Origin of the sequence: Streptomyces coeruleorubidus (assembly GCF_028885415.1) — a bacterium.
Classification (GTDB): Bacteria; Actinomycetota; Actinomycetes; order Streptomycetales; family Streptomycetaceae; genus Streptomyces; species Streptomyces coeruleorubidus_A.
In genome coordinates this window covers 5203411-5220530 of sequence record NZ_CP118527.1, presented here as the reverse complement: position 1 = coordinate 5220530, position 17120 = coordinate 5203411, and the positions used below count along the sequence as shown (strand labels likewise).

The following is a 17120-nucleotide window of genomic DNA, read 5'->3' as shown; positions in this document are numbered from 1 at the left end:
CAACCAGGGAGTGGCCATGGACTGGTACCCCTTGCGGTTGACCACCCCGGTCAAGCAGCACGTCTTCGGCGGTCGGGCCCTCGCCGAACGGCTGGGCCGTACCGGCCTGCCCGACGGCCGGGTCGCCGAGACCTGGGAGGTCAGCGATGTGGACGGCGAGGGAGCACGGGTCGCGGAGGGTCCGCTGGCCGGCCGCACGCTGCGCCGGCTCGTCGAGGATCACCCCGACGAACTCGTGGGGCGCGGGTGGCGCGGCCCGCGATTCCCGGTGCTGACCAAGTTCATCGACGGCACCGGCGCCCTCCCGGTCCATCTCCACGCCGACGACGACACCGCACGCCGGCTGGAGGACGAGCCCCACGGCAAGACCGAGGCGTGGCATGTCCTCGACGCGGCCCCGGGAGCCACCGCCCTGGTGGGGACGAAAGCCGGTGTGGACCGGGAGACGCTGCACCAGGCTCTGCTCGCACAGGACTTCGACGCGGTCATGCGCCGGCTTCCGGTGCGGGCCGGGCAGACCGTCTACGTGCCTGGCGGCACCCTGCACAGTTTCGGCCCCGGCACCCTGGTCCACGAGATCGAGCAGACCTCCGACATCCAGCAGCACGCCATGCGCCGGCACATGGAGGACGGCTCGGAACTGGACGACGCGGCGTGGCACACCAACCTCGGGCGGCTGCTCGACGAGTGGCGTCCCGGACCACGCCCCGAGTTCCACTCCGGCCTGACCATCCAGGTCGACGACGCGGTGGAGCGCACCGTGCTGTGCGCCGGCCCGTACTTCGCGCTGGAGCGGTGGCGGGCGGGCACCACGGCCCCACTGGTGCACGACTTCTCCACCGCGCTGGTCGTCAGCAACGCCGGTGCCCCGGTCAGCGTGGAGTCCGGTGGCCGGTCCGAGCGGCTCGGTCGGGCACGGAGCCTGTTGCTGCCGGCCGCGCTGGGCCGCGTACGGATCCAGGGGCCCGCCGACGTCCTCCTCGGCTACCTGCCCGACCTGGAGCAGGACATCCGCTCGCCCCTGCTCGCCGCGGGGCACGGGGCCGCCGCCGTGGCCGCCCTCGGTGAGGGCCTCACCGACCCACTCACGTAGAAGGAAATCCATGGGGACCATCACCACCAGCGACGACGTCACCATCCACTACGAGGATCAGGGCACCGGCCCTCCCCTCGTCCTGATCCACGGCTGGGGCTTCAGCGGCCGCTTCTTCACCCGCAACCTGGACGCCCTCGCCGAACACGCCCGCGTCATCACCGTCGATCTGCGCGGTCACGGCGACTCCGGCAAACCACGTCACGGCTATCGCGTGTCGAGGCTGGCCAAGGACCTGTTCGACCTTCTCGAAGAACTCGACCTGCGCGAGGTCACCGTTCTGGGCTGGTCACTGGGCTGCCCGGTCATCTGGAGCTATCTGGAACTGTTCGGCAGCCACCGCCTGGCCCGCGCGGTGTACGTCGAGCAGGCACCCCGCCAGTACTACGCACCGGACTGGCCGCACGCACACGCCACTTGCTACGACGAACCCTCCCTGGCCGCCCTGCAGACCCAGCTCACCTGTGACCCGCCGGCCTTCGACGAGGACCAGATCGGCACCATCTTCGCGGGCGAACCCACCCCGCAGGAGAGGGAGTTGCTCCTGGCCGAGATGGCCAAGTCACCCGCGTACGCACGCAACGCCCTGATGGCCGACCACACCCGCCACGACTGGCGCGACCTGCTGCCCACGCTCCGGCTGCCCAGCCTGGTCCTGGTGGCACGGCAGGACCAGGTGTTCCCCTGGCAGGGCCCTGCCTGGGTCGGCGAGGCGCTCCCGGGCGCCCGGACCGTCTTCTTCGAGCACAGCGGCCACGCGCTGTTCTTCGACGAGCCGGAGAAGTTCCACCGGACGGTCACCGGCTTCCTGACCGACAGCGGGAACGACACGGGAGTACTCGTATGAACAGCCCGACAGCGTCGCCGTTCCCCTTCCCCTACGGCGTCAACCAGTTCACCACCATGCCCTGGTCCTTCGAGGAGGACCTGGCGCACTACGCCCGCCTCGGCATCGAAGCGATGGAGCTGTGCGAGACCAAGCTCCACGACGACCACGACCGCGCCAAGACCCAACTCGCCTCGGTCGCCGGGACGGGACTGCCGATCAGCTCGGTCCAGCCCCTCGTACGGACCGTGTTCCCCAGCGAGACCCAGCCGGACCCCGCCGGTCGGCGTGACCGGCTGGCCCGCTTCCGCCGCAGCGTGGAGCTGATCGCACCGTTCGCCCCGGGCGCGGTCTTCGTCACCAACACCGGGCCGGCGCCCGACGGAAACCTGCACGAGGCGGTCCGCCAGGTCGTCACCCACCACCGCGAACTGGCGGACATCGCAGCCGACCACGGCGTACGGATCGCGCTGGAACCCCTCAATCCCGTCCTGCTCAACGCGGAGACCGCCATCTGGACCTACCGGCAGGCGCTCGACGTCATCCAGGAGGTCGACCGCGAGAACGTGGGCGTCTGCCTCGACCTGTGGAACCTGTGGCAGGACCCGGACCTGGTCCCCGGCCTCGCCGACGCTCCCGACCGCCTGTTCCTGCTCCAGGTCAGCGACTGGCGCACGCCCCGCTCGCGGATGGACCGGCGCACCGTCGGCACCGGCGACATCCCGGTCGGCCGACTTCTGCACGCCGCCCACGACGCCGGCTACCGCGGCCCCTGCGTCCTGGAGATCTTCTCCGACAACGTGCCGGACTCGCTCTACGAGACGGACCTGGACGATCTCCTGCGCACCAACCGGACGGCCCTCGAGTCGGCCTGGCGGACTGCCGCCGGCTGACTACGGCAGGAGCTGCTCCGTCCAGATGCATTTGCCGTGGGAGGTGTAGCGGGTTCCCCAGCGTTGGGAAAGTGCGGCGATCAGCTGGAGGCCGCGGCCGCCCTCGTCGGTATCGAGTGCGCGGCGAATGTGAGGGGTGGTCAGGCTGCCGTCGTTGACCTCGCAGATGAGCGAGCGGCTGCGGATGAGGCGCAGCCGGACCGGGCCTCTCGCGTGGCGGATGACATTGCCGACGAGCTCGCTGGCTATCAGCTCCGTGGTCCACATGAGGTCCTCCAGCTGCCAGTCGGTGAGCTGCTGTCGTATGTGGTCGCGGGCCTCGCCCGCGGCGATCGGATCCTCGGGAAGCTCCCAGAACGCCACGTCCCCGGCGGCGAGAGCGTGGGTGCGGGCCACGAGCACGGCGGTGTCGTCGCTGGTCTGCTCCTTGGCGGGGAGGAGAGCGGAGGTGAGCGCGGTGCACAGCTGGTCGAGATGCCGGGCGTCGGCGTCCGGGTCGGCGATCGTGGCGCCCGGATCGCGCCCGTCGGACTTCTGGGCGTTGGCGAGCGTGTCGGCCAGTTTGGCCATGCCGGTGTCGATGTCGCGGAACGAGGACTCGACCAGGCCGTCGGTGTAGAGCACGAGCAGGCTTCCTTCAGGCACCTTCAGCTCCACGGTCTCGAAGGGCGGCGTGGCCGCGCCGAGCGGTGGGTTCTGAGGCAGCTGCGGGAAGTGGACGGCGCCGTCGGGCTGGACGAGGGCGGGTGGGGGGTGTCCGGCCCGGACGATGGTGCACACCTGGTCGGTGGGGTCGTAGACGGCGTACAGGCAGGTGGCGTAGAAGTCATCGCCAAGGTCGCTGACCAGGTCGTTGAGGTGGGAGAGCAGTTCATCGGGGGGCAGTTCGAGTCCCACGAGGGTGTGTACCGCGGTGCGCAGGCGCCCCATGGTGGCGGCCTCGGACAGTCCGTGGCCCATGACGTCTCCGATGACGAGCGCGACTCGTTCGGCGGACAGGGGGATGACGTCGTACCAGTCGCCGCCGACCTCCAGGCCCTCGGTGGCCGGCACATAGTGGGCAGCGGTGGTGACGGCCGGCAGGGAGGGCACAAACAGCGGGAGCAGGCCCCGCTGCAGCTCCTGCGAGCGGGTGTGCTCGGCGTCGTACAGGCGGGCGCGTTCCAGTGCTTGGGCGACCAGCCCGCTGAGCGCGGTCAGCAGGGCTTGGTCCTCCTCACCGAACCGGCGCGGCCGTGAGAAGGAGATGACCAGGCAACCGATGGGACCACCGGAGACGATCAGGGGCACGTACGCCCAGGCATGCTTCCCACTCGTGAACGCGAGGTCGGCGAATTCCCGGTAGCGCTCGCGGAACTCCCGCCTGGAGCCGAGGTACTGCGGGGCGCGGTGGTGGACGGCGTCGGTGAACGGGCTGTGATCGGACAGCCTGATCGTGCCGACGATGTTGCTCAGAAACTCCTGCGGGTACCCGGCGCTCCCCGCGACCCGGAGGCTCTCGCCGTCCACCAGCTGCACCAGGAGGCCGGTGGCGCCGAAGAGGGGCAGGACACGCTCTGCGACGGTAGCCACGACGTCGCTCACAGCGACCGCCTCGGCCAGCGCCGTGTTGAGTCGCCCGATGTGCGTGGTGCGCTGGGCGGCCGCGCGCTGTGCGGCCTTGCGCTGCTCATCCGCCAGGCGCTTCTCGGTCACGTCGGTGAGGTACACCGTCGCACCGTCCGGCGCCGGGACCAGACGTAGGTGGTACCAACGCCGGTGTGTCGGCCACTGGACGTCGAAGCCGGTCGGAGCGCCCGCGGCGGCCACCTGCCGGCAACGGTCCTCCAGACCGGGCACCTCGGCTCCGGGAATGTCCCACAGGACGCGGCCGAACAGTTGCTGCGAAGGGCCGAGGAGGCGCTCGGCGTGGAGGTTGACGAACTCGATCCGCCAGTCGGCATCCACCGTGAGGAAACCGTCGCTCATATGCAGCAGGGAATGGGCGACCGAGTCCAGCGCCGCGCGCTTCTGCGTCGTGTCCCACACGGTGCCCACGAAGCGAGCCGGCTCGCCGTCCTCCCCGAGGACGACCTCGGCGTGGGCCTCGACCCAGACGACAGTGCCGTCCGGCCGGCACAGCCGGTACTCCGCCGCGTACTCGCTGCGCTGCCGGATGGCCTGCTCGACTGCGGCCACGACGCGCGGCAGGTCGTTCGGGTGGACGAGCCCCACAACGGTGTCGACCCGTCCGTCGAAGGTCTCCGGGTCTATGCCGAGTATGGTCAGCGTCGCCTCGTCGTAGACCACGTCGCCGGTGCGGAGGTTCTGGTCCCAGTTGCCGACGCGGACCGCCTCGCGCGCGTGCTGGAGCCGGGGCCCGGCCAGATGTTCCGCGTTCCACCATGCGGGGCCGAGGCTGCCTGTGGAGGGAGCGGGATGTGTCAGACGCTCGCACACCCACCGTGCGAGCACCTCGAGAAAGTCCCGCTGCGCGACTGAGGGCACCCCGCACACGGTCACTACCGAAAGCACTCCGAGCGAGCCGCCCTCTGCGGCGAGCAGCGGGACAGCCACGATCCCGGTGCCGCCGGAAAGGGCGCGGGCCCGCGTCTCGGTCGTGGGCAGCCACACGAGCTCGCCGTCCCGCAGGGCCCGGACCGGTGCGCTCTCGTCCTGCCAGCCGACGGACTCCCACTCCTGGGCGAATTCCCGGGGCAGGCCACCGGTCGCCGCCAGGTGCAACGGCCGGCTGTCCCCGGGTATGCGCAGGTGCACCATGCCACCCAGCCCGCCGAGATCGGCCACCGCGTGATGCAACGCGAGCTGGAGCGCCTCTGCCTGGGTCTGCCCGTCGCCCATGCTTCTGAGTACGCGCATCCGGGCGGCTTCCGGCGCCTCCGTCGCTGTCGGCGGAGTCTGACCGAGCTGTTCGTTTGTGGTCATATGATCACACTCACCGTCCCGCTGGGCGGGGCGATATTTACACTACTATCCAATCTTGCGGCCTGAATATGGGTGATGCTCCATGTCCACCGGCTCACCCCGCGCCGTGTCGATCACCTGCGGGTCGGGCCCAGCTCCCCCGCCCGTACTCCCGCTTGGAAACGTGAGGCCGCGTCCAGGCCGGCCAGCAGCTCCGCGACCCGGCGGCGGTAGGTGCGCAGCGACATGCGCTTTCCCAAGCGGCTTCGAACAGCGCGCAGGCTCCGCCGATCAGGGCCCCGCGCGGCCTCACGCGCACGGGGCCAGGTGTCGAGATCGTGGGCGATATGGACGCAACCTGCCACGGGCCCGTGCAAGGGGCACACGCGTCGCAGGCTCACGTCGCGCGGCGGCTCACCGGTCGATGTAGCTGAAATCGCCCACGGTCCAGGCGCTGACGTCCTTGATCGCCACTCGGTACATGCCGCCCGTCTCGGGGATCCCGAGACTGCCCTGCAGGATCCGGGCGAGATGGAAGTGCAGGTGCGTGGGCGTCTCGCCGTGGCCGGGCCGGTTCTGGCGTGGGCCGCGGGTGAAGACGTCGGAGAACGGGCCGAGCCGGTCCGAGTCCTTCAGGACCTCCGCCACCCGCTCCCTCCACACGGCCTCGGGAGCCAGCCGGCCGGTGATGACGGCGCCGCCGACGACCACGGTCAGTGACATCTGATTGCTTCGCTCGGATTCCACCGCGGCGGAAATGGCGACGAGCAGCTCATCAGGGTTCGACATGAGTCCACATCCTATTCGGCTGCCTGTCCCGGAACCCTCCGCGGGCGTGAAACGGCTGCGCCGGCAGCTTGTGGGGCAGATGTCTCAGGGCGCCGGCACCCCGTCCCGGTGGATCGGGCCGGACAGGTGGGACAAGGGCAGGCCCGTTCCCTGGTTGGTGTGGGCGATGATCTCCGCTGTGATGGAGATCGCTGTCTCCTCGGGGGTGCGGGCACCGAGGTCGAGGCCGATCGGGGAGCGCAGCCGGGCCAGCTGGTCCTCGGTCGCGCCTGCCTCGCTCAGGAGGCGCAGGCGTTCGTCGTGGGTACGTCGGGAGCCCATCGCGCCGATGTAGCCGACGGGGAGGGTGAGGGCCACGCGGAGCAGGGGGATGTCGAACCTGGCGTCGTGGGTGAGGACGCAGACGGCGGTACGGACGTCCACGGACGTGCGTTCCAGGTAGCGGTGGGGCCAGTCGACCACGATCTCGTCGGCGTGCGGGAAGCGGGCGGCTGTGGCGAAGACGGGGCGGGCGTCGCAGACGGTGACGTGGTGGCCGAGGAAGCGGCCGGCCCGGCTGAGCGCGGACGCGAAGTCGATCGCGCCGAAGATCAGCATGCGGGGGCGGGACGCGTGGACGTGGACCAGCACGGACAGCCGTTCCGGGCAGGTGCCGGCGTCCCCGCCGACCTCCGCCCGGGCCGTGCGTCCGGCCCGCAGCAGCGCAAACGCCTGGGCGCCGATCTCCCGGCGCAGCGCTCCGGTCAGCGGGCCGTGACGGGTGCCTCCCGCCGCGTCGACGTACAGCGTCCCGCCCAGCAGTTCCTCCGGGCCCTCGACGATCTGGGCCACGGCAGCGGGCCGGCCCTCCACGACGTCGGCGAGGGCCGTGGTGAGGTGCGGGCGAGTCGCGGGGTCGACGCGCTGGACGAGGACGTCGAGTTCGCCGCCGCAGGTCAGGCCGACGGCGAAGGCGTCGTCGTCGGAGTAGCCGAACCAGGCGCGCTGAGGCGCCCCCTGGTCGTGGAGCACCTGCCGGCAGAGTTCGTGGACCGCGCCCTCGACGCAGCCGCCGGAGATGCTGCCGACCGCGTTGCCGTCCTCGTCCACCGCGACCGACGTGCCGACGGGCAGGGGTGCGCTGCCGCGTACCTCGACGACGGTGGCCAACGCGAAGGGACGCGCGTCGCGGCACCAACGGTGCAGTGTGTCCGCGATGTTCAGCATGAACCGGTCCTTCGTGCACAGGGTGTGGGGCGGGCCGCCGCCACGCAGACGGCTCGGTGCGTCAGAGCAACGCCTCCGCCGTGATGGGCAGTTCGCGGACGCGGCGGCCGGTGGCGTTGAAGACCGCGTTGGCTATGGCGGGCGCCACGCCGCAGATCACGAGCTCGGCGAGGCCCTTCACGCCGAGCGGGTCGGCGTCGTAGTCCTCCCCGTCGAGGTAGATCGCCCAGAGGTCGGGGACGTCGGCGTTGACCGGGACCAGGTAGTCGGCGAGGTCGGCGTTGACGATCCGGCCGTCGCGGTGGTCGGTGACCGTGTGCTCCAGCAGGGCCTGGCCGATGCCGCCCACCATGCCGCCGATGGCCTGGCTGTCCGCCAGCTTGGGGCTGATGATGCGGCCCGCGTCGTACACCGAGAGCATCCGCCGCACCCGCACCATCCCGAGTGTCGCGTCGACGGCCACCTCGGTGAAGGTCGCGCCGTAGCCGCTGATGGAGAGCCGCTCGCCCCTCGGCGGGGTGAAGGAGGTGTCCGCTTCGAGGCGGGCGCGGCCGTTGCGGGTCAGCAGTCGCTGGTACGACTCGCCGCGCGCCGGATCGCCCTGGACGTGCAGTCGGCCGCCCCGGACGACGATGTCCTCGGGCGACGCCCCGTACAGCGGCGACTCCTCGTCCTCGACGGCCAGTCGGATCGCCTGCTGCCGGAGCTGGTTGCAGACGTCGAGCGTGGCGGAGCCGACGCTGGCCATGGTCATCGAGCCGCCGTGCGGCGGGGTCTCGGGGTAACGGGAGTCGCCGAGCCGGAAGTCGACCGCGGGCACGGCGAGCCCGAGCGCGTCGGCGGCGACCTGGGTCTGGGAGGTGTAGGTGCCCGGGCCCATGTCGCTGGTGGCGCACTCGATCACCGCCGTGCCGTCGGCGTGCAGGCGGGCCCGGGACCGGGCCGGGGCGACCGCGGTGTGGTACACGCCCGCGGCCATGCCCATGCCGATCAGCCAGTCGCCGTCACGTGTGGAGCGCGGCTTCGGGTTGCGGCGCTGCCAGCCGAACTCCCGGGCGCCGACCGTGTAGCACTCGAGCAGCCGGCGCGTGGAGAACGGCGCGTTGTTCGACGGGTCCTGGGCCGGCTCGTTGCGGCGGCGCAGCTCGATCGGGTCGATGCCGAGCTCGTGGGCGAGTTCGTCCATGGCCGACTCGACGACGTAGACCCCCGTGGCGGCGCCGGGGCCGCGCATCCAGATCGGGCTGGGCACATCCAGCGGCACCGTGCGATAGGCCTGGCGGACGCCGGGCGTGCTGTAGAGCATCTGGCCGGGCGACATGACGGCCTCGGTGAACGTCTCGTACGACGAGGTCTCCGCGTCGATCCGGTGGTCCGCGGCGACCAGACGGCCGTTGCGGTCGCCGCCGAGGCTCAGCCGGTAGTCGTAGGAGGGCCTGAAGCCCGTGCCGAAGTACATCTGCCTGCGGGTCAGGACCAGCTTGACCGGACGGCCCGTGACCCGCGCGGCCAGCGCGGCGACCACGGTGTGCGGCCAGCAGCGCAGCCCGCTGCCGAAGCCGCCCCCGACGAAGGGGTTGATGACCCGCACGGAGTCCAGCGGCACACCGAACACCGTGGACAGCTCCAACTGCGTGCCGGGCACCCACTGCGTCTTGTCCCACACGGTGAGCCGGTCGCCGTCCCAGCGGGCGATGGTGGCGTGCGGCTCCATCGGGTTGTGGTGGTTGCGCGCCAGGCGATACGTCAGGTCCAGCCGCACGTCCGCGTCGCGCAGCCCGGCTTCCACGTCGCCGCGCGCGTAGTCGGTCGGCTCGCCCGGCTCGCCCTCGGCGAGGTCCGTCGTCGGCTGCTCGGCGTCGTAGCGGACCGTCACCAGGCTCGCGCCGTGCTGCGCGGCCTCCAGCGTGGTGGCCACCACGACGGCGACCGGCTGGCCGTGGAAGAGGACCCGGTCGTCCTGGAAGACCCGCAGCTTGCGGCCGGGCAGGTTGTTCGAGCCGGAGGAGTTGTCGCGGTACGGCAGCGTCGGCGCGTTGCCGTGGTGGATCACCCGCAGTACGCCCGGGACGGCTTCGGCGGTGGCCGTGTCGACGCCGGTGATACGCCCGCGGCCGATGCTCGCGTCGACGATGACGGCGTGCACCGCCCCGTCGACGGTGGGGGTCCCCCCGCGCGAGGTTGTTCGAGCGTGGGGGAACTCGGCGGCGTACCGCGCCTGACCGGTGACCTTCAGCCGGCCGTCCACCCGGGACAGCGGCGCACCCACGGCTGCCTGCGGCTGGGGGCTCACTTCGTACCTCCTACGATGCGCAGCTGGCGTTCGACGGTCCGCTTCAGCAGCGCGACCTTGAAGCGGTTGTGCCTGAGGGGGCGGGCCCCCTCCGTCGCCTTCTGCGCGGCCGCTGTCCACAGGGCGTCCGAGGGGCGCCGGCCGATGAGGGCGCGTTCGACGGCGGGCAGCTTCCAGGGGACGGTGCCCACTCCCCCGGCGGCGACCTTCGCCTCCCGGATGATCCCGCCCCGGATGTGCAGGGCGACCGCCGCGGAGGTCAGGGCGAACTCGTAGGACTGCCGGTCGCGCACCTTCAGATAGCCCGACTTGAGGGGACGCGGAAGCGCCGGGATCTCGATCGTGGTGATCAACTCGCCCTGTCCGACGGCCTGTTCTCGCTGCGGTGTGCTCCCAGGGCGCAGCAGGAAGTCGGCGAAGGGGACTTCGCGCTCTCCGTCCGGGCCCAGCAGGTGCACGGTCGCCTCCAGCGCCGCGAAGGCCACGGCGACGTCGGAGGGGTGTGTGGCGACGCAGTGGTCGGAGGTGCCGAGGATCGCGTGCGAGCGGTTGATGCCGTGCAGCGCCGCGCAACCGGAGCCCGGCTCGCGCTTGTTGCAGTCGGCGGTCACGTCACGGAAGTACGTGCAGCGGGTGCGCTGCATGATGTTGCCGCCGATGGTGGCCATGTTGCGCAGCTGGGCCGAGGCGCTCAGTTCCAGCGCCCGGGAGACGACCGGGTAGGCGGCGCGCACCGCGGGGTGGGCGGCGGCCTCTGCCATCCGCACCAGGGCGCCGATGCGCAGGCCGCCCTCCTTGGTGACGAGGATCTCCCGCAACGGCAGGCCGGAGATGTCGACCAGCGTCTCGGGGCGCTCGACGGTCTCGCGCATCAGGTCGACGAGCGTGGTGCCGCCGGCGATGTAACGGCCGCCTCGGCGACCGGCGTCGAGGGCCTCGCGGGTGTCGGAGACACGGGTGTAGGAGAAGGGATGCATGGCGGGCCGCTCCTTACTTCCGGCCCGCGGTCTGCTCGACCGCGCGCACGATCTTGACGTAGCAGCCGCAGCGGCAGATGTTGCCGCTCATCCACTCCCGGATCTCCTCCGGCGAACCGGTGTGGCCCTCCTGGATGCAGCCGACGCCCGAGACGATCTGCCCCGGGGTGCAGTAGCCGCACTGGAAGGCGTCCTCGTCGATGAACGCCTGCTGCAGCGGGTGCAGTCGGTCGCCCTCGGCCAGGCCCTCGACGGTGGTGACCTCGGCGCCCTCCAGCCGGACGGCCAGCGTCAGGCAGGAGTTGACCCGGTGGCCGTCGACCAGCACGGTGCACGCCCCGCAGGCCCCGGCGTTGCAGCCCTTCTTCGAGCCGGTCAGGCCGAGGTGCTCGCGCAACAGGTCCAGCAGCGAGGTGCGGTTGTCGACCGTCACGGTCCGGCGGGTGCCGTTGACCGTCAGGGAGACGCGGCTGGAGGGCACCGGTCCCGCGGCGGTGGCTTCTTCCGGGCCCGCGAGGAACGTCCCTCCGGCCACGACGGCGCCGCCGACCGCGGCACTCGTGGCGATGAAGGTGCGCCGGCTGGGCGCCGAGGAGGACTCGCCGGATCCGGTGGGGGGCGGAACAGCAGATTCAGGGAGGTCAATGGACATGGATACGCCTTCGCATCACGGACGGATCGGCCGTACAGAGCGGCACGGCAGGAGACGGGATCGTTGTCACCGCAGACCTGGGCGACCGCACGCCTTGCCGCGGCCGTCCATGTGGGGAGTCTGGCATCGCGAGCAGCGCCTGTGACTGGGAGAGTTTTGTCCCCCCTTGCTTTTGTGAGCGGCCGGGACGCGGGCAGCTCCTGACCGGTGTCGGCGGTGAGGGTGTCCGATGAGCCGCATGCAAGGATGTCGCCCGTGACCGGATCGTCTTCCTCGCCTGTCGCCGAGGGCACGCCGCACAACGACGGCCTGGGATCCCGTACCGCCGCGGTGCTGGTGTTCGGGTCCTCGGCCGCGGTCCTGGTGGTGGAGATCGTCGCTCTGCGGCTGCTGGCTCCCTACCTCGGCCTCACCCTCGAGACCAGCACCATGGTGATCGGCATCGCCCTCACCGCGATCGCCGTCGGCTCCTGGATGGGTGGGCGCATCGCCGACCAGGTCGATCCACGCCGGCTCCTGGGCCCCTCGCTCGGGGTGTCGGGAGCGGTCGTGGCGCTCACCCCCGCCGTGCTGCGCAGCACCGCGGAGTGGGCGCCGGCGTTGCTCTTGCTGATCGCGTCGCTGACCATCCTCGTGCCGGGCACGCTGCTCTCGGCGGTGACGCCGATCGTGACCAAGTTGCGGCTCACCAGCCTCGCCGAGACCGGAACGGTTGTCGGCCGGCTGTCCGGCGTCGGCACCGTCGGAGCCATCGTCGGCACCGTGCTCACCGGCTTCGTCCTCGTCTCGCGGTTGCCGGTCAGCGGCATACTGATCGGCCTCGGCACGCTGCTGGTGGCCGGCTCTGCGCTGGTCGAGTGGCGCAGGCGCGGGTGGAGCGGCACCCCTGCCCTGACACTCGTGGTCGTCGCCGGCGGCCTCGCCACCACGGTCGCGCCCGGTGGCTGCGACACGGAGACCAGGTACCACTGCGCACGGGTCGTGGCGGACCCCGACCGGGACAGCGGCCGCACCCTCGTCCTGGACGGCCTGCGGCACTCCTACGTCGACATCGACGACCCGACCTTCCTCGAGTTCGAGTACGTGCGCGCCATCGCGTCGGTGGTCGACGCCGCCTTTCCCGAAGGCGAGCCACTCGCTGCCCACCACGTGGGCGGCGGCGGGCTCACCTTTCCCCGTTACCTCGCGGCCACGCGGCCCGGGACACGCAGCCTCGTATCCGAGATCGACAATGGGGTCGTGCGCATCGACCGCGACCAACTCGGCCTGAGAGCGGGATCCGGTATCGACGTACGCGTCGAGGACGGCAGGCTCGGCCTGCGGCGACTGGGGACCGACAGCCGTGACCTCGTCGTCGGCGACGCCTTCGGGGGCGTCAGCGTGCCGTGGCACCTCACCACGGTGGAAGCGATGACCGACGTACGGCGGGTGCTCGACGAGGACGGCCTGTACGTCGCCAACCTCATCGACCACGGCGGCATGGCCTTCGCACGTGCCGAAGCAGCCACCCTCAGCGAGATCTTCGAGCACGTCGCCCTCGTCGGCGAACCCCCCGACATCGGCCTCGACCCGACCGCCACAGCCCTGGGCGGCAATCTGGTGGTGATCGCCTCCGACCGGCCGGTCGACCTGCGCGCGACCCAGGAAGCGCTGGACGCCCGGCAGACCGGCTGGAAGATCGCCACCGGTGACGACCTCACGTCCTGGATCGGCGACGCCCAACCGCTCACCGACGACTACGCACCCGTCGACCAGCTCCTCCAGCCCTACAGCCCGGGCAACAGCCGGTGACAGGACACACGGCCGACTGACGCACGGCCGACTGACGCAAGGCGGCGCGTCGACGAACCGCCGTCCACAGCCGATGTGTTGCTGTGTCACGGCGGTGTCCTGAAGAGAAGACGGGCGCGACCTGAGGGCTCCGGGGCTCCTCATAGTCAGCACAGAGCGGGAACCCGGCGCAGAGCCGCCGGCTCCCTACCACTCCCCACTTCGGAAGGAACCTCCGTGATGAACCGCCACTTGCGCAAGGCCGCCGTCGCCACCGCCGCGATCACCGCCGGGCTGCTGATGGCGGCGTGCCAGAACGGCACCGGCGACAGTTCGTCGGGCAAGAGCGCAGCGGGCGCGGCGGCGGTCGCGGAGAAGGCGTCGGACTTAAAGCCGGGCTCGAAGGCGAAGGGCGTCAGCGGCTCGTTCAAGAACGGCGAGGTCAGCTACCTCGCCCCGGGCAAGTACATCGTGTCCGTGCCGGGCAAGGGCGACCAGCAGTTCCTGGTCGCCGACGACACCGAGGTCTACGGCGTCGGCACGATATGCGGCGAAGCGGGGTCCAAGGTGGACGCGCCGTGCACGCCGGACCAGCTGGAGGCGGCCACGAAGAAGGACGCCGTGGGCGCCGACGTGGAGATGCAGAACGGCATCGCGACGCTGGTGACCGAGCGGCGTGCCGCTCAGCAGGAGGCCGGCTCCGGCTCCGGCTCCGGCTCTCGCGAGACCGTCGTCGAGGGCATCGACGAGGGCAAGGGAGTCAGCGGAACCTGGTTCGGCAACGTCTCGTACCTGGCGCCGGGCAAGTACACGGTCTCCGACATGAAGGGCGTCGAGCAGCAGTTCCTCGTCGCCGAGGACACCGAGATCTGGGGCTACGGCGACATCTGCGGTGACACGAACACGGGTGAGGGCGGCCAGGGCGGCACCGAGTGCACCGAGGCCGAACTGGAGACGGCCGCCAAGAAGGGCTTCACCGCCGAGGTCGTGATCAGCAACGGCATCGCGACCACCCTCCGCGACGACCACTGAGCCGCATGACCTCTGCTCGGACGATGGCGGCATGATGGCTGCCATGCGCATCCGCATCGACGCCGTCGACCTGCCCGGCAAGCTCCCCGCGTACGGCGACCTCCACGTCGCCGTACAACGCCGCGACCGCCCGGCCGAACTCCTCGAGCCACAGCCCGGCGACGCACCGTCCGCGACATGGACCCTGGAGTGCACCACGAGCACCTCGCCGACCGGCATCGAGATCAAAGGCCCCTACGTGCAGGACCGTCTGGGCCGGCGGTTCATCTACCTGTCGTGGGGCACGGTCGACGAGTCGGGCCTCTTCACGATGTTCCGCCGCGCCAAGCTGATGCTCGACGTCATCCCCGCCGACGTACTCACCACCGCCGCACGCGACGGACTGCTGGTCGGACGCCTCGGCCTGACCGACGCGCAGGGCGGACCCCTGTGCGCACGCGTCGAGCCCCCTCACATCACCTGGACCGCCGCAGGCGCCGGTTAGGAGCGATCACCCTCTGCCCGACGGCGGAAGCGCGTCAGGCGACGAGTCGTGCCGCTGCCGGCAGCCGCGGCGATGGGTGTGAGCGGCTGTGAGGGCACCGATGCACCGCCCGTGCAGGACCGGGCCACAGTGACCAATACCGTCAGCGTTGAGCCACCGACGCCAATGCCGACGCCAACGACGCGTACACACGAGCCCACGACGCCTGCACCCGAGCCCACGACGCCAGCGCCCGAGTCCCCTCGGCCGACGGCGCCATCAACAGCCGCCGACGCGTCGGCCCTGCCCCCGCGAGTGCGCCGAGTCGCCGTCGCCGTCGCCGTCGCCGTCGCCGTCGACATGGACGTCGAAACGGGGCTGACCTGCGACTCCCTCACGCACGCCGCCCTGTACATGGACTGTGTGACCGGGGCCGCATGGACTTTCCTGCCTGCCACAGACCCGGACATCCGAGCCATGGTCGTCGTCGAGTGACGACCGCCGAATGGCCCGCCCAGAAGTGCCTCGTAGGCCCGGGCTGCTTAGCGTCGTCGTACGTACCCCGCGCAGACCGCGCCGCGCCGCGTCGCGCCGAGGCGATTGAGAGGCACGTCCATGGCAGTCGTGATGACCTTCGTCTGGCCCGAGATCACGCCCGAGTTGTACGACGCGGTGCGCCAGAGGGTGCGCTGGGAAGAGGAGTCCCCGGACGGGTGCGTGCTGCACGCGGCGTGGTTCACCGCCGACGGCCTGAACGTGCTCGACATCTGGGAATCGGAGGAGCACTTCGCCCGGTTCATCGCCGGCAGGATCGAACCTGTGCTCAAGGGCGAGCTTGGGGTGAAGAGCGACCCCCAGCCGGAGTTCTTCCCTCTCCACAGGCGCTTCGTCGCTCCGGGCGTCAGCGGCGCTGCCTGACGCCCGCGTCAGCGAACGGCGATGACGGACGGTGGGCGGGAGCGGGACAGGATCGGGGTGGACCGGTCGGAGGGGTTCGGCGAACGGCTGCTGGGGGTGCTGCTGGACCGGGCCCACGAGATGCCGCCGGAGTTGATCGCCCCGCTGATCGCGGAAGAGGTGGCCAGGGTCGGGGGGCGGGAGGTCTCCATCCTCCTGCAGGACTACGAACAGGTACTGCTGGTGCCACTGCCGGGCCGGAGGCTGAAGGTCGGCGGCCCCGAGCCGGTCGAGGACTCCCCCGCCGGCGAGGCGTTCCTCAGCCGCAGAACGGTAGAGGTGCCGCAGGGCGACAGTGTGCGGATGTACCTGCCGCTGCTGGACGGCAGCGACCAGATCGGGGTGGTGGCCGTCACCCTGGACAGGGTCGATGACGACGACCGGCGGTTGCTCCGCAGACTCGCCGGTCTGGTCGCGGACATGATCGTCACCAAGGACGCCTACACCGACCAGTTCTTCCAGGCCCGCCGCAGCGCCCCGATGAGCGTGGCCGCGGAGATCCAGTGGTCGTTGCTGCCCCCGCTGTCGATGACTGTTCCGCAGGTCGAGGTGGCCGGGATCCTGGAGCCCGCCTACGACGTGGCAGGCGACAGCTTCGACTACGCCCTCAACGGCGACATCCTTCACGTGGCCATGCTCGACGCGATGGGCCACGGGCTGGATGCGGCGACCATGGCGACGGTGGCCGTCGGTGCCTATCGCCACACGCGACGGGCCCATACCGATCTGTCGCAGGTGTACGCGTACATGGACAGGGCCATCAACGAGCAGTTCGGCCACGACCACTTCGTCACCGCGCAGATGATGGTGCTGAACATCGCCACAGGCCGGCTGCACTGGGTCAACGCCGGCCACCCGGCTCCGCTCCTGATCCGCGACCGCGCCGTGGTGGACCGGCTGGAGAGCCCGACCACGTTGCCGGTCGGCTTCGGCGGTGAGGAGCCGGTGGTCAGCGAGCGGCTGCTGCGGCCCGGGGACCGGTTGCTGTGCTTCACCGACGGCCTGATCGAGGAGCGCCAGCCCGGCGGGGAACAGTTCGGTGAGGAGCAGCTCATCGAGTGGACCGACCGGATCCTCCGCGACCGCACCGATGCACGGGCGGTGGTGCGAGCGCTCTCCCACGCCCTGAAACACGAGCGTGGCGGCACCACCAGCGACGACGCGACCATCTTCCTCGTCGAGTGGCGAGGCGGCGATGCCGATCACCTGGCCGTCCTCGACTGACTTCGGCAGCGCCCCGATCCGGGCGGGACGCCCCAGTACTG

15 protein-coding genes and 1 pseudogene are annotated in these 17120 nt (G+C 71.0%); 9 read left to right on the top strand and 7 right to left on the bottom strand.

Annotation, left to right across the window (positions count from 1 at the left end; all coding sequences use genetic code 11):
- The first annotated feature begins 16 nt into the window (after nucleotides 1–16).
- Genes PV963_RS24245 through PV963_RS24235 form a run of 3 tightly spaced genes read left to right on the top strand, consistent with a single transcriptional unit; the run spans nucleotide 17 to nucleotide 2812 of the window.
- Nucleotides 17–1093, top strand: a complete 1077-nt coding sequence (locus tag PV963_RS24245; RefSeq protein ID WP_274817857.1) for a class I mannose-6-phosphate isomerase — start codon at nucleotides 17–19, stop codon at nucleotides 1091–1093.
- A gap of 10 nt (nucleotides 1094–1103) precedes the next feature.
- Entirely contained in the window at nucleotides 1104–1940 is an 837-nt protein-coding gene (locus tag PV963_RS24240; protein WP_274817856.1) for an alpha/beta fold hydrolase, read from the top strand.
- A complete protein-coding gene (locus tag PV963_RS24235) occupies nucleotides 1937–2812 on the top strand; it encodes a sugar phosphate isomerase/epimerase family protein (RefSeq protein ID WP_274817855.1) in 876 nt (291 codons plus the stop codon). Before PV963_RS24240 ends, PV963_RS24235 begins: the two co-directional genes overlap by 4 nt.
- Here PV963_RS24235 and PV963_RS24230 read toward each other — a convergent pair whose 3' ends face one another.
- From PV963_RS24230 to PV963_RS24200, 7 genes and pseudogenes are all read right to left on the bottom strand, one after another.
- A complete protein-coding gene (locus PV963_RS24230; RefSeq protein WP_274817854.1) occupies nucleotides 2813–5671 on the bottom strand; it encodes a SpoIIE family protein phosphatase in 2859 nt (952 codons plus the stop codon).
- Between the two features lie 179 nt (nucleotides 5672–5850).
- Nucleotides 5851–5964, bottom strand: a pseudogene (locus PV963_RS24225) (DNA-binding response regulator); the annotation flags it as partial.
- A 166-nt stretch (nucleotides 5965–6130) separates the two neighbouring features.
- Nucleotides 6131–6505, bottom strand: a complete 375-nt coding sequence (locus PV963_RS24220) for a hypothetical protein (RefSeq protein ID WP_274817853.1) — start codon at nucleotides 6503–6505, stop codon at nucleotides 6131–6133.
- Between the two features lie 84 nt (nucleotides 6506–6589).
- Entirely contained in the window at nucleotides 6590–7711 is a 1122-nt protein-coding gene (locus PV963_RS24215) for an XdhC family protein (protein WP_274817852.1), read from the bottom strand.
- A 61-nt stretch (nucleotides 7712–7772) separates the two neighbouring features.
- On the bottom strand, nucleotides 7773–10004 hold the full coding sequence (locus PV963_RS24210) for a xanthine dehydrogenase family protein molybdopterin-binding subunit (protein ID WP_274817851.1): 2232 nt from the start codon (nucleotides 10002–10004) through the stop codon (nucleotides 7773–7775).
- Nucleotides 10001–10981: an FAD binding domain-containing protein gene (locus PV963_RS24205; protein ID WP_274817850.1), complete on the bottom strand. Its 981-nt coding sequence runs from the start codon at nucleotides 10979–10981 to the stop codon at nucleotides 10001–10003. The genes PV963_RS24210 and PV963_RS24205 overlap by 4 nt, the downstream gene beginning before the upstream one ends.
- A 13-nt stretch (nucleotides 10982–10994) precedes the next feature.
- The gene (locus tag PV963_RS24200) at nucleotides 10995–11633 is read right to left on the bottom strand and encodes a (2Fe-2S)-binding protein (protein WP_274817849.1); all 639 of its coding nucleotides are present in this window, start codon (nucleotides 11631–11633) and stop codon (nucleotides 10995–10997) included.
- 255 nt (nucleotides 11634–11888) lie between these two features.
- Between PV963_RS24200 and PV963_RS24195 the strand changes: the two genes are divergently transcribed.
- From PV963_RS24195 to PV963_RS24170, 6 genes are all read left to right on the top strand, one after another.
- Entirely contained in the window at nucleotides 11889–13424 is a 1536-nt protein-coding gene (locus PV963_RS24195; RefSeq protein ID WP_274817848.1) for a fused MFS/spermidine synthase, read from the top strand.
- A gap of 219 nt (nucleotides 13425–13643) precedes the next feature.
- Nucleotides 13644–14435, top strand: coding sequence for a hypothetical protein (locus PV963_RS24190; protein WP_274817847.1), 792 nt, complete (start codon nucleotides 13644–13646; stop codon nucleotides 14433–14435).
- A gap of 43 nt (nucleotides 14436–14478) precedes the next feature.
- Nucleotides 14479–14919, top strand: coding sequence for a DUF5990 family protein (locus tag PV963_RS24185; RefSeq protein ID WP_274817846.1), 441 nt, complete (start codon nucleotides 14479–14481; stop codon nucleotides 14917–14919).
- Nucleotides 14920–15213: 294 nt separating this feature from the next.
- Nucleotides 15214–15393 carry a hypothetical protein gene (locus PV963_RS24180; protein WP_274817845.1) on the top strand — a complete coding sequence of 60 codons (180 nt, stop codon included), beginning with the start codon at nucleotides 15214–15216 and terminating at the stop codon, nucleotides 15391–15393.
- 120 nt (nucleotides 15394–15513) lie between these two features.
- Nucleotides 15514–15816: a hypothetical protein gene (locus tag PV963_RS24175; protein ID WP_274817844.1), complete on the top strand. Its 303-nt coding sequence runs from the start codon at nucleotides 15514–15516 to the stop codon at nucleotides 15814–15816.
- 21 nt (nucleotides 15817–15837) lie between these two features.
- Nucleotides 15838–17079 carry a PP2C family protein-serine/threonine phosphatase gene (locus PV963_RS24170; protein WP_274817843.1) on the top strand — a complete coding sequence of 414 codons (1242 nt, stop codon included), beginning with the start codon at nucleotides 15838–15840 and terminating at the stop codon, nucleotides 17077–17079.
- Nucleotides 17080–17120 lie beyond the last annotated feature (41 nt).